The sequence below is a fragment of the Cupriavidus sp. FW305-26 genome (assembly GCF_058787975.1).
Map to the genome: position 1 here is coordinate 50,304 of NZ_JBYTAH010000024.1, position 12,190 is coordinate 62,493.

The 12,190-nt window shown below is 69.6% G+C and carries 10 protein-coding genes and 1 pseudogene; all 11 read right to left on the reverse strand.

Annotated features, from left to right (window positions below):
• Positions 1-9: 9 nt before the first annotated feature.
• The gene (locus AC3WQZ_RS15395) at positions 10-270 is read right to left on the reverse strand and encodes a hypothetical protein (protein ID WP_011617860.1); all 261 of its coding nucleotides are present in this window, start codon (positions 268-270) and stop codon (positions 10-12) included.
• A 17-nt stretch (positions 271-287) separates the two neighbouring features.
• Positions 288-709 (reverse strand): annotated as a pseudogene (locus AC3WQZ_RS15400) (DUF4280 domain-containing protein).
• Positions 710-711: 2 nt separating this feature from the next.
• Positions 712-1,374, reverse strand: a complete 663-nt coding sequence (locus AC3WQZ_RS15405; RefSeq protein WP_011617862.1) for a toxin-antitoxin system YwqK family antitoxin — start codon at positions 1,372-1,374, stop codon at positions 712-714.
• 58 nt (positions 1,375-1,432) lie between these two features.
• Positions 1,433-3,334 carry a type VI secretion system tip protein TssI/VgrG gene (tssI, locus tag AC3WQZ_RS15410; RefSeq protein WP_492300830.1) on the reverse strand — a complete coding sequence of 634 codons (1,902 nt, stop codon included), beginning with the start codon at positions 3,332-3,334 and terminating at the stop codon, positions 1,433-1,435.
• A 3-nt stretch (positions 3,335-3,337) separates the two neighbouring features.
• Positions 3,338-6,058 carry a type VI secretion system ATPase TssH gene (gene tssH, locus AC3WQZ_RS15415; RefSeq protein WP_492300831.1) on the reverse strand — a complete coding sequence of 907 codons (2,721 nt, stop codon included), beginning with the start codon at positions 6,056-6,058 and terminating at the stop codon, positions 3,338-3,340.
• A gap of 11 nt (positions 6,059-6,069) precedes the next feature.
• A complete protein-coding gene (gene tssG, locus AC3WQZ_RS15420) occupies positions 6,070-7,116 on the reverse strand; it encodes a type VI secretion system baseplate subunit TssG (protein ID WP_010810731.1) in 1,047 nt (348 codons plus the stop codon).
• Positions 7,071-8,846, reverse strand: a complete 1,776-nt coding sequence (gene tssF / locus AC3WQZ_RS15425) for a type VI secretion system baseplate subunit TssF (protein WP_492300832.1) — start codon at positions 8,844-8,846, stop codon at positions 7,071-7,073. Before tssF ends, tssG begins: the two co-directional genes overlap by 46 nt.
• On the reverse strand, positions 8,839-9,294 hold the full coding sequence (tssE, locus tag AC3WQZ_RS15430; protein WP_439669436.1) for a type VI secretion system baseplate subunit TssE: 456 nt from the start codon (positions 9,292-9,294) through the stop codon (positions 8,839-8,841). Before tssE ends, tssF begins: the two co-directional genes overlap by 8 nt.
• A 12-nt stretch (positions 9,295-9,306) precedes the next feature.
• Positions 9,307-9,831 (reverse strand): Hcp family type VI secretion system effector, encoded by a 525-nt coding sequence (locus AC3WQZ_RS15435; protein WP_010810734.1) that lies wholly within the window; start codon positions 9,829-9,831, stop codon positions 9,307-9,309.
• 60 nt (positions 9,832-9,891) lie between these two features.
• The gene (gene tssC / locus AC3WQZ_RS15440; protein WP_010810735.1) at positions 9,892-11,403 is read right to left on the reverse strand and encodes a type VI secretion system contractile sheath large subunit; all 1,512 of its coding nucleotides are present in this window, start codon (positions 11,401-11,403) and stop codon (positions 9,892-9,894) included.
• Between the two features lie 63 nt (positions 11,404-11,466).
• On the reverse strand, positions 11,467-12,003 hold the full coding sequence (gene tssB, locus AC3WQZ_RS15445) for a type VI secretion system contractile sheath small subunit (RefSeq protein WP_011617867.1): 537 nt from the start codon (positions 12,001-12,003) through the stop codon (positions 11,467-11,469).
• Positions 12,004-12,190: the final 187 nt, after the last annotated feature.

The following is a 12,190-nucleotide window of genomic DNA, read 5'->3' on the forward strand; positions in this document are numbered from 1 at the left end:
GTTCATGTTTCAGGGAGTCGAGGGCGCGCCTGGAGCCGCGGCAAGGCCAACGGCAATGGCGGGCGCCTGGGTGGCGGCGGGCAGCGTGGCAGTGGCCGGGGCCGCGGGCGCCACGGCCATGGGTGCGGTGTCCGCACGCTGGAGTACGCCAGGCCGTCCCAGGCGGGCGCCGATCTCCACGCCCATCAGGAACAACAGCGCACACAGCAGCACCGCGCAGGTCACGGCGATTGTCACCATGCGCGAGCTCATCGAGAATACGTAGGTCATGCTTGCCTCGGCGGTCATCAGGGGGTCATCACGGTGGCCTGCGCCGGCGCGACGATCTGGATCACGCCGCCCCATGCGCACATCAGTTTCGAGCTGTCCTGCAGCGCCGGCGCGCCGCCGCTCGGGGCGGCGTGATCCAGATCGGCGCGCCGCCGATCTGCACGGTCGGCGCGCCCGGCAGCCACGGCGCCGACGTCGCCGGCACGCAGGGCATCGGTGTCAGCACGCCCTGCGCCGCGGCGGTGGCCGCGGCCACCTGCGGGTTGCCCAGGCAGTTGCACATGCCGAAGGGCGGGATGTTCACCATCGGCAGGTGGTCCATCACGCTGGCCGCACCGGTGCCGGCCAGCACGCGGCCCAGCGTCAGCACGACCAGGCTGGACGGCGCCAGCCCGAAGCTGCACTGCATGGTCGCGCCCATGGTGACCTGCAAGGCCATGGCTAACCCCTCAGCCAGCGTTCGAGACGCTGTGCAAAGCCGGCGGGCACTGCCGCGCCCTCCTCGCCATCGGCGGGTGCGATCGCCTGCCAGTCGCCGCGGGGATTGCCGTCGGCGTAGCTGCGCACGGCGATGACCTCGCCTTCCGGGTCGAACCTGCGCGCCATGCCGTGCAGCAGGTCGTTGCGGTACGGCAGCGACTGCGCCAGCGTGCCGCCGGCGCCGTACTCACGGGTCTCGCCCTCGAGCCTGCCGGCGCGGTAGCGGCTGCGGCGCACCACCGCGCCCTCATGCGCATAGACGGCCTCGTCCTCGAGCCGGCCCTGCCGGTAGACGCAGCGCGCGGTCACCTCGCCGGACGGCGCGTAGCACACGCTCTCTCCCGCGAGCTGCCCGTCGGCGTACAGCTGGCGCGTCTCCAGCCGGCCGTTGCGGTAGGTGGCGCTGGTGCCGTGCAGGCGGCCGCCGGCATAATGCGCTTCGTATTCGAGGCTGCCATCGGCGGCATAGGCACGCAGCAGCCCCGCCAGTTCGCCATGTTCGTATTCGGCATCCAGGCGCAGCGAGCCATCCGGATGGAAGCACTCGAACCTGCCGTGGGGGCGCCCGCCGGCCAGCGGCACGCGCGACACCAGGCGGCCATCGCCGTCATAAGCTTCGGCCATGGCGGGTCCTGGATCGGGCGGCGTCGGGGCAGCTAAAGTCATGGCTCTGTTCCGCGGCTCAGTTCAGTTTCACCAGGGCGCCCTTGAGCTCGAGCATGCCGCCGCTTTCCACCGTCTGCGCGGCCGACGCCTTCTGCCGGACCATCATGGCTTCGTTGCTCAGGGTGGTACCGGCCTTGCTGCTCAGCGTGGTGCCGGCCTCGCACTGCAGCGAGGTTCCCGCCTTGAACGCGATCGATCCACCGACCTCGATCACCAGGTTGCCGGCCACCGTGAGCGTGTAGTTGCCGCCAACGTCGTGCGCAAACGCCGCGCCGCTGGTGTGGGTCTCGTCGCCGTCCGCCTTGACCTGGCGCGTGCCGCTCACCTTGTGTGTTTCATTGCCGGACCGCACTTCGAGCGCAAGGTCGCCGGCCTTGACCAGGTGCGATTCGCCGCCCGCCTCCACCGTGGTGGACAAGGTGTCTGCCACCGAAACCGTCATGGCGCGCTGGGCGCGCAGGAACAGCTCCTCGGCACCAGCCTTGTCTTCCATGCGCAGCTCATTGCCGGCCGACCCGCCCTTCGATGCGCGCGAACGGATCACGCTTTGCGTCTGCATGGCGGGCAGCGGCACCGGTACGCCGGACTGGCCGTTGTAGACGCTGCCGGTCACCAGCGGCCGGTCCGGGTCGCCATCGACATAGCTGACCACCACCTCCTGCCCCATGCGCGGCAGGAACAGGTGGCCCCAGCCGGCGCCGGCCCAGGCCTGCGCCACGCGGACCCAGCATGAGCTGTCCTGGTTGGCGCCGGGCGCACGGTCCCAGTGGAACTTCAGCTTGATACGGCCATGCGCATCGGTCCAGATCTCTTCGCCCTGGGACCCGGCCACGGTCGCGGTGTGCGTGCCGGCGACCAGCGGCCGCGGCGTGCTGAGCGGCGCGCGGAATGGCACCGACAGCGGCAACACCGACACGGTATTGCCATAGGCATCACCGCTCCAGGCATGCTCCACCGCGCGCACCACGTAGGCGATATCGAGCGCGGGATCGACGTGGCCGTGCAGCGTGAAGCGGATGCCCGCGGCCAGGTGGTGGCACGCGCTCTCGCCCATGCCCGTCTGCGCCTGGGCCTGCTGCGCGCCGGCCCGGATCGCGGCCTTGCGGCTGGCGTCGGCGGCATCCTTGTGCCGGCCGGGAAACACGTACTGCTGCGCCACCGGCGCCGCGCCGGCCTGGGCGGTGCCCTGCGAGGTCCGGGCCTGCAGGTAGTCGTAGTCGGCCAGAACCTGCGTCGCGGCGCCAAGCTCGCGCGCCATGCCGAAGGCGAGCATCCGTGCCGCGCCGGCCTGCGGGCGCTCCATGTCGTGCATCGCCAGGTCGGCGCAGTGCGCGCCGGGCGGGTGGGCCGACGGGCTGTCGGCCAGCACCATGGTGTGCGCGCCGTCCGCGAACGTGAAGAAGTAGAAGATGCCTTCCTCCTCCATCAGCCGCGAGATGAAGTCGAACGGGCTTTCGTCGTACTGCACGCAGTACTCGCGCACCGGGTAGCGCGTTTCCGTGATGCGGGCCTCGAACGCCACGTCGAAGGACTGCAGCACGCGGCGGATGATCTGCGGCGCGGACAGGTTCTGGTAGATGGCGCGGTCGCGCCCGAGGGTCAGCAGCCACAGCCGCGGCGCCAGTTCCGCGGTGTAGAAGCCATGGTTGTGGTCGGCGCCGGCGTGGGCAAAGCGCGTGACGATGCCGTTCAGGTAGCGGGGCGCGCCGCCCGGGTGCTGCAGCGTGACGGTGAGGCGCTGGCCCACGATGCGGCCCGCGTCGAGCGCCTTATCCGCCGAGCGCATGCGCAGGCTGAAGCGGAACAGCTCGGACAGCGCCTCGCGCCCGGCAAAGCCGTCGAGCAGCAGCACGTCGCCGCCAAACGGCGTGGCCAGGGTCGCGAAGCTGCCGGCCTGGGTGGCCTGTGTCGGGATCATGCGTCAGCACCCCGCTTGCGGCAGGAAGCGGAACGCCACCCCGCCGCCGGTGTCGAGCGAGAGATGCACGCCGCCGAACGGCTCCGAGATCGACAGCTGCTCCAGCACGCGCCGCGCCAGTTCCGGCAGCACCGACTGGGTCAGGATATGGTCGACATTGCGCGCGCCGCTGTCGACCTCGGTGCAGCGCTGCGTGATCGCCTGCGCCAGCGCCTCGTCCCAGCTCAGGCGCGCGTTGTGGTTGCGCGCAAAGCGCTGCGCCAGCCGCGCCAGCTTGAGGTCGACGATATTGCGGATCTGCGCATCGCCCAGGTGGTAGTACGGCACCAGCACCAGGCGCGCCAGGAACGCCGGGCTGAACTGCCTGAGCAGCGCCGGGCGCAGCTTCTCGGCCAGTTCCTGCGGCGGCGGGCGCCGGCCGCCGCGCGAGGCCTCGGTGATCACGTCCTGCGCCGCGTTCGAGGTCAGCAGGATCACCGTGTTGCGGAAATCGATCGGCACGCCTTCGCCGTCTTCCATCACGCCCTTGTCGAAGACCTGGAAGAACAGCTCCAGCACGTCGGGATGCGCCTTCTCCATCTCGTCGAGCAGCACCACGCTGTACGGGCGGCGGCGCACCGCCTCGGTCAGCACGCCACCCCGGCCGTAACCGACATAGCCCGGCGGCGCGCCCTTCAGGCCCGACACGCTGTGGGCCTCCTGGAACTCCGACATGTTGACCGTGATCATGTTGCGTTCGCCGCCGTAGAGCAGGTCGGCCAGCGCATGCGCGGTCTCGGTCTTGCCGACGCCGCTCGGGCCGACCAGCAGGAACACGCCGACCGGCTTGCCCGGGTCATCGAGATCGGCGCGGAACGTGCGGATGCGGCGCGCGATCGCGTCGAGGGCCTCGTCCTGGCCCACCACGCGCTCGCCGAGCTTGTCCTGGAGGTACAGCACCGTGTGCAGTTCGTCGGCCAGCATGCGGCCGACCGGGACACCGGTCCAGCCCGAAATGACCTCGGCCACCGCGGCCGAGTCCACGCATACCGGCACCATCGGCTCATCGTTCTGCACCGCCTCCAGGCCTTTTTCCAGGCGCGCGAGACTGGCGCCAAGCGACTCCGCGCTGTCGGCATTGTCGTCGTCCTCATGCCTCGCCACACCGTCGGCTCCGGCCTCGGCCTGGCTCTCCTTCTCGAGGAACGCCGCGATCCGGCGGCGCCAGGCCAGGATTTCCTCGACGGCCAGCTTCTCGGTGGCGAGCTTGTCGCTGAGCCGCGCGTGCTGCGCCCGGGCTTCGTCGCGCTGGCGCGTGACGGCAGCGATTTCGTCGGCGCGCCCGGTGCCGGTGGCCGCCTCATGGCGCAGGATGCGCAGCTGGTTCTCGGCGCTTTCGATCGATCGCCCAAGCGCTTCGATCGCCTCGGGCACGCCGCTCTGCGCCGCCGCCACGCGGGCGCAGGCGGTGTCGAGCACGCTGATGGCCTTGTCGGGCAACTGCCGGCCCGAGACATAGCGGTGCGAAAGCTTGACCGCGTCGCGCACGGCGTCGTCGAGGATCTCCACGCCGTGGTGCGCTTCAAGCTTGCGCACCATGCCGCGCAGCATGTCCACGGCTGCGGCCTCGGCCGGCTCGTCCACCTTGACGATCTGGAAGCGGCGCGCGAGCGCTGGGTCGCGCTCGATGTACTTCTTGTACTCGGCCCAGGTGGTCGCGGCAATGGTGCGCAACTCGCCGCGCGCCAGCGCGGGCTTGAGCAGGTTGGCGGCATCGCCCTGCCCTTCGCTGCCGCCGGCGCCAATCAGCTGGTGCGCTTCGTCGATAAACAGGATCACCGGCACCGGCGAGGCCGCCACCTCGGCGATCACGGACTTGAGCCGGTTCTCGAACTCGCCCTTGACGCCGGCGCCGGCCTGCAGCAACGCCAGGTCCAGCGAGCGCACCGACACCTGGCGCAGCGCCGGCGGCACGTCGCCGGAGACGATGCGCTGGGCAAAGCCTTCGACCACCGCGGTCTTGCCCACGCCGGCCTCGCCGGTCAGGATCGGGTTGTTCTGGCGGCGGCGCAGCAGCACATCGATCAGTTGCCGGATTTCACTGTCGCGCCCGCGCACCGGATCGATCGCTCCGGCTCGCGCCAGCGCCGTCAGATCGACAGTGAACTGCTCCAGCGCCGATGCCTGCCCGCTGCCGGGTCCGCGCTGCGGCATGCCGAACGCTGGCGTGGCCGCCGCTGCCGGGATTGCATCGGTTCCGGGCCCGCCGCCAACGGCGGATGCCCCCAGCAGCGCAGGCAGGGCCTCGCGCAGCGCCGCACGCGGAATCCGCAGCAGCGCCGGCGCCGATTCCAGCAGCATGCCGCGCAGGCTTTCCACCTCCAGCAGTGCCAGCAGCAGCGTGCCGGCGCGCACTTGCTGCTCGCCGAGCAGCATCGAACTGAGCAGCCAGGCCTCCTGGAACAGCGGCGAGAAGTTAGGCGACAGCGCCGGCGTGCGGCCGTTGCCGCGCTTGAAGCCGTCGATCGCCTTCTGCAGCTGCGACACCACCTGCGCGGGCGCCAGGTCGAAGTGCGCGAGGATCGCCTGCAGGTCCGTGGCGCCGCCTTCCAGCAATTGCAGCAGCAGGTGCTCGACGTCGACGCTGTAGTGCGTCTGCCGGACGCAAAGCTGGGCGGCCTGCTCCATCGCGTGCCGGCACTCGGGATTGAGGCGGCTGAGCAGCGTGCGGATATCGATGTCCATGTTTGTGCCGGTCAGGATGCGTGCGCTCGCAACGCCAGTTGCACCGGCGCGGGCCGTGCCTGGGCGCCGCCGGCCAGCCAGGCGGTCCAGCCCAGGCGCGCACCGAGCCCCAGCCCCGCGGGCTGGCGCGTGCCGAGATGGAGCGCGAGCCGCACATCGAGCGGTTGCGGCACATAGGCGCGCACCAGCGCCGCGACCAGCGCGTGGTCGCGCCCGCCGGGCAGCAAGGCCCGCAGGCGCTCGGCTCCGGGCACCTGCACATCAAGCCGGATGCCGGCGGCCTGGTCCCAGGTGCGCCGCCCCAGCACCGCACCGCCGCCGAGCGTGATACCCCCGGCTGCACCGCGTCCGCCGAGCCGCACGGCATCGCTGGCTTCAACCGGCAGCCAGCCGCCGAGACACTGCGTCCCGCTCACGCCCAGGCCGAGACGGTCCCCCAACATGGCCAGCAACCCCGCCATCGAACGCGGCGCCGCGCCCAGCAGCCCGGCATGGCGCAGCCACGGCGCCGCGCCGGCGGGTGCATTGGCGGTTGAGGGCCCACGCTGCAAGCCGAGGTTGCTGAGCGCATCCAGGCACGCCGCCAGCGTGCCGCCGGTCGGGCGCTGGCCGCCCAGTGCGGGCGAGTGCTTGCGCCGGCCGCGATACAGGAAGGACAGGAAGCGGTGATTGAAGCTGTCGAGCAGGTCGCCCATCGCGGGGTCGCGCGCGGCGCGGCGTTCGAGCAGCATCTCGGTGTATGCGAGCGGCAGCGGCCCGCCTGCCCCCGCCAGCGACATCACGGGCGTCGTCAGCGTGAACGGGCGCCCGCCCCGGCCAGCGCCTTCAGCGGACGCGTGCACCGCGCCGATGTCGCGCGGCTGGAAGGCCAGCGAGACCAGTCCGCGCAGGCGCACCGCCTCCCCGGCGCCATTGCCGCGGCCGACCGGCTGAGCCCCCGGCACCGCGCGTTCGATCAGGCTGATGGCCTGGAACAGGTCGAAGCCGGCCGGGTTGGACGCCAGGCGGTCGATCAAAGCAGCTGCTGGCTGCCCGTCATCGCGGGCCATTGCTTCCATATCTCGTCTCCGCGGCGCACGACCAGCCGCACGAAGGAATTGACTGAGGCATACAGCGCAAGGAAGCGCGCCAGCACCGCTCCCAGCAGCAGCGGCGAGCCGCCGACAAAGGCATCGGGATCGAACTCGATCGAGACCTCGGTGCCACGGCAGTAGCCGCGCCAGGCCTCGGTGCCCACGTGCGCGGCCGCGCCGCGCGCGCGCACGCTGCGGATGCCCCGCACCTGGTCCTGCTGGCGGTGGCCTTCGCCCGCGAACAGCCGCAGCATCTGCTGCACCTCATGGCGCCCGGTGCCACCGCCGGCCAGGGTGCCGTGGTGCAGCGTCAGCAGCGAGATCAGCGGCCACAAGGTCTCGCTGCCCATGGGCGGATTGCGCTGCACGGTCGGCTCATAGAGGCAGCGCACCTGTGCGTACTGCGACACATCCTCCAGCACCATGCGCGCGCCCACCGGCACCTGCTCCGCGAGCCGGCGATTGGTGCACAGCACGTTGGCGTACGCCACGGGTGCCGCCGGCAGGCGCTGCACGTTGCCCGCATCGATGAAGCTGAGATACATGTCGGTGCCGGACAGGTTGGCCCGCAAGGTCGGCTCGCGGCGCGCGTGCCAGAACAGCTCGCCTTCGGCCGGGTCGTCGGTGGCCGCCGCGAACGGCGGCACCGCCAGCGAGCGGTCGCTGGCCGGATCCGACAGCACCACCGACCGGATCGAATGGATCTCGGTCATCGCCTCGCGGCGCTGGTCTGCCACCAGCCGGTACTCATAGTGCCGGTGGTCGATCATGATGGGCTCGCTGGTCTGCGAGAACAGGTTGATCGCCGGCACGCAGCCAAGCCGGAACATGCCGGCATGCAGCCGGCCCAGCCCGGGTGCGCTGCGCTGCAGGCGCAGCACCACGTCGCAGCTGCGGCCCTTGCCGAGCCGGCCAGCGGGCAGGTCCAGGTCGAAGAAGTGAAACTTGCGCGCGAAGGCGAAGTACTCCTGCATCAGCCCGTAGGCCGGCTGCGCATGCGGCGGCTGCGGCAGCACGTTCTCGCCGGGGCCGTAGCCGGCCTCGCGCCACGCGCTGGCGGGCAGCCACGCCGGCGGGCCATCTGGCGGCTCGACGCTGACGCCGGCCACGCTGGTGACCAGCAGTTCATACAACGGCACGGTCACCATCCAGTCGCCGTGCAGATGGATGCGCAGCGTTCCCAGTTCGAGCTCGGAGAAATCGACGCCGTCGGCGCATTCAAGCGTCAGCTGCAGGCCGTTGTCATCGGTCATGCGCGCGTGCGTGACCGCCAGCGGCCACAGCGTCGTGTCCCACGCCGTGCGAAAGCGGCACATCTCGCCGCCCTCGGTGCATGCATGCAGGCCGGTGTGGCGCGGCACGGCGTAGCCGGCGGTCACCTTGCCCTGGGCCGCGTCGAGATCGAACTGCACCACCGTCATCGACGGCACCGGCTGCACCAGCGACGGGCACACGTTCTCCAGCAGCGCCGCGGCAACTTGCGGGAACACCTGGTCCAGGTCGCGATGCACGCGCGCCGCCAGAAAGGCGGTGGCTTCGATCAGGCGCTCGGTATGCGGGTCGAGCGATTCGGTGCCATGCAGCGCAATGCGCGCGGCCACGTTGGGATAGCGCTCGGCAAACGCGGCGCCTTCCGTGCGCAGGTAGGCAAGCTCGCGCTTGTAGTATGGCAGGATGCCGCCGTCGCCGGCACCGTCTGCGATGCCCTCAGCCATGATCGCCCCAGCGCGGGTCAGCGGCCTGGCCTGCCGCGGCGAGCTCGAACGCCACGCGCACCGGCGCGGCGCCCAGCGGCAACTCGCCCTCGATCACCAGGACCGGGCGCGGGGTGTCGCGCTCGGCAAAGCGTACGCGCGCCTGGCGCAGGCGCGGCTCGAACATCGCGATCGCATGCGCAACCAGCGCCGCAATCGCGTCGCAGTCCGGCACCGACTGGAACGATCGGAAGGAGAAGTCCGGCACACCGTAGTCGAGCACGGTCCCGTCCGACTCCAGGAACTGCACCGCCGTCAGCCGCGAGCGCGTATTGAGCAGCCGGGCAAGCTCGCGCGCCACCGACTGGCGCAGTGGCTCGCCCTGGAGCAACTGCGCCGAGGGGGCGTTCGCACCCGCCGACAGCCGCTCGAACAGCGGCATCGGCGACCCGGTGACGATGACGGACATGTGCAGCCCCGCTTACGCCGCCTTCTTCTGCGGCTCCGGCGGCGCGGACACCGCGCAGGCCATGTTCTCCACCAGGTCCCAGCCGAACGCCGCCGTGCCTTCCTTCTGCGCGTCGCCCTTCTGTTGCGTGAAGAACGCGGTGATGCGGGTGAAGTCGAGCGTGAACGTGTCGGAGGAATCGCCCATGCCGCCAGCGGTCTGGATGGACTCGACGATCGCGTCGCTCAGCGTGTAGGTCATCTCCGAGCGGAACGCACCGTCTTCGGTTCGTCCGATCTCGAGTTTCACATCGCCGAGCGACTTGCCGGCGGCGCACGCGGCGTACAGGCCGGGCGTGGCCTGGTCGGTCTTCTTTGACATCGTCATGCTCTGGAACTGCGCCTTGCCCGAGGTGCGCTTCGAGTTGGCCGGGTCATTGGTCACGGCCATCGCCACGCCGTGCGAGAACGAATAGATCTGGATGCGCTCGGCGGCACGGCCAGTCTGCTGCTTGTTGCTGCCCTTGATCTCGGGGATGTCGAGAATGATGGTGTCCATGGTGTCTGTGCTCTCTCAGTTCCGTTATGTCCGGGGATGCCGGGATGCGAGTCTGCCGGTCTACGCTGCCGCTGCCGGCAAGTCTGCAACCAGGCGGATCGATGCGGTCAGTTCTTCCATCTGGAAGTGCGGCTTCAGGAAACACGTGGCACGGTAGGCGCCGGGCTTGCCCGGCACCTCGGTCACGTCGACGCGCGCGGCGCTCAGCGGAAAGCGCGACTTGGCCTCCGGCGTCGCGGAGGGATTGAGCAGCACGTAGTCGGCGATCCAGTTGTTCAGGTAGCGCTCCACGTCCCCGCGCGTCTGGAAGCTGCCCACCTTGTCGCGCATGATCACCTTCAGGTAGTGCGCAAAGCGCGAAGCCGCCAGCACATACGGCAGTCGGGCAGACAACTGCGCGTTGGCGTTGGCCTGGTCCTTGTTGTAGACCTTGGGCTTGTTTGCCGTCTGGCTGCCAAAGAAGGTGGCGCTGTTCGAGCCCTTGGCGTTGACGATGGCGATGAAGCCCAGGTCGTTGAGCTCCTTCTCGCGGCGGTCGGTGATGGTGACCTCGGTCGGGCACTTGAGCGCGACGTCGCCTTCATCCGTCTTGTAGGTATGCGCAACCAGGCCGTCGACCTTGCCGCCGCCTTCAACGCCGCGGATGGCGGTCGACCAGTTGTACTTGGCATGCGCGTCGGTGATGCGCAGGCCCAGCTGGTAGGCCGAGTTGGCCCACAGGTACTTGCTGTGGTCGGTGCCGTCGACGTCTTCTTCGAAATTGAAGCTCTCGACCGGATTGGTCCTGGCGCCGTAAGGCAGGCGCGCCGCGTAGGACGGCAGCACCAGCGACACATAGCGCGAATCCTCGGTTTCGCGGAAGCCGCGCCACTGCGCCAGCTCCGCGCTCTCGAAGATCTTGGCCAGGTCGCGCGTCACGCCCAGCTCGGTGAAAGCGCGCAGGTCGAACAGGCTCGGCGCCGCGCTGGTGATGAACGGTGCATGGGCGGCGGCTGCCACCTTCGATATCCGCTCAAGCAGCGCCACGTCCTGCGGATGGCGGCCGAAGCTGTAGTCGCCGATCAGCAGCGTGTAGGGATGGCCGCCGAAGGTGCCGTACTCTTCTTCGTAGATCTTCTTGAACAGCACGCTCATGTCGTGGTCGACTGCGGTTTCAAGATCCTTCAGCAGCTCGGCCTTGGTCACGTTGAGCAGGCGCAGCTTCAGGCTGGTGCCGGTCTCGGTGCCGTAGACCATGTCGTGCAGGCCGGTCCACGCGCCTTCCAGCGCCTGGAACGCGGGGTCGTGCATGATCGCGTTGAGCTGGTCGCTCAGCAGGCGGTCGATCTCGGCCACGCGCTCGTTGATGGTTGCCACCAGGCTCTTGTCCGGGCTGGTGCGCATGCCCTCGTCAAGGATCTGCGAGGCCAGCTGGCCGATCAGCTTCCTGGCATAGCCGCTCTGCGACGGCTCCACCGCCATATTGCCTTCCTGCACGATACGGTCGAGCAGCGTCAGTTCACGCTCGGCTGCGGCCGTGGTGCTCCCCTTTGATTCGGCGCTCGCGTTGTCCGCTGCGGAGTTCTTTGCCATCTGGTTCACCCTTTGTGAATTCGTTGCGTCCTGCGTGCCTCGATGCCCGCGCCCGCCGCCGCGTCATGCCGGCGTGGCGTCTCCGGTTTCCGGCTGTGCCGCCGCGGCGCCGGAGTCGGCTTCGCTGCGCACCAGCTTGAGCTCATCGGCGTTGTTGACGATGCGCTCGAGCAGCACGTCGAGTTCGTCGTTGCCATCGAGCTTGCCGAGCAGGTCGCGCAGTTGCTGGCGTGCTTCCAGCAGCTTGGCCAGGCGCGGCACCTGCGCCACCAGGCTTTCGGGATGGAAGTCGCTGAACTTGTCGAAGCGCAGTTCGACCTTGAGATTGGTGTCGCCCTTCATGGTGTCGGGCACGGACAACTCCAGGCGCGGCGCGATCTTGCCCATGATCCCGTCGAAGTTGTCGCGGTCGATCTCGATGAAGCGCCGTTCCTTGAGCTTGGGCGGCGGCACTGCCGGTTGCCCGGACAGGTCCGCCAGCAGGCCGACCACCATGGGCAGCTCGCGCTTCTCGACCGCGTCACCGACCTCTACGTCATATGAAATCTGGACCCGAGGCGGGCGATTTCGCCCTACCCACTTCTGCAGACTATTGGACATGGAACTCTCCGGAAGGACTCGAATGTGTCCGGTCAAATCATCGGTTTCGCACGGCAGCCCGTGCTGAAGGCAAAACCAGTCCCCCGGGCCGGCGCAACCGGTCCGAAAAAGGTCGAAGCGCATCGCGCCGCAGGGCCGGCATGGCGGCTGCGGAAGACGGATGCCCTCGCTGGCAAACCCACTTTTT

Excerpts from the sequence above, each read along its gene's own strand:
- tssF (WP_492300832.1), bottom strand. The coding sequence starts at position 8,846 with ATGGCTGAGGGCATCGCAGACGGTGCCGGCGACGGCGGCATCCTGCCA.
- tssG (WP_010810731.1), bottom strand. The coding sequence starts at position 7,116 with ATGGAAGCAATGGCCCGCGATGACGGGCAGCCAGCAGCTGCTTTGATC.
- tssI (WP_492300830.1), bottom strand. The coding sequence starts at position 3,334 with ATGATCCCGACACAGGCCACCCAGGCCGGCAGCTTCGCGACCCTGGCC.
- tssC (WP_010810735.1), bottom strand. The coding sequence starts at position 11,403 with ATGGCAAAGAACTCCGCAGCGGACAACGCGAGCGCCGAATCAAAGGGG.
- AC3WQZ_RS15395 (WP_011617860.1), bottom strand. The coding sequence starts at position 270 with ATGACCTACGTATTCTCGATGAGCTCGCGCATGGTGACAATCGCCGTG.
- AC3WQZ_RS15405 (WP_011617862.1), bottom strand. The coding sequence starts at position 1,374 with ATGGCCGAAGCTTATGACGGCGATGGCCGCCTGGTGTCGCGCGTGCCG.
- tssB (WP_011617867.1), bottom strand. The coding sequence starts at position 12,003 with ATGTCCAATAGTCTGCAGAAGTGGGTAGGGCGAAATCGCCCGCCTCGG.
- tssH (WP_492300831.1), bottom strand. The coding sequence starts at position 6,058 with ATGGACATCGATATCCGCACGCTGCTCAGCCGCCTCAATCCCGAGTGC.
- AC3WQZ_RS15435 (WP_010810734.1), bottom strand. The coding sequence starts at position 9,831 with ATGGACACCATCATTCTCGACATCCCCGAGATCAAGGGCAGCAACAAG.
- tssE (WP_439669436.1), bottom strand. The coding sequence starts at position 9,294 with ATGTCCGTCATCGTCACCGGGTCGCCGATGCCGCTGTTCGAGCGGCTG.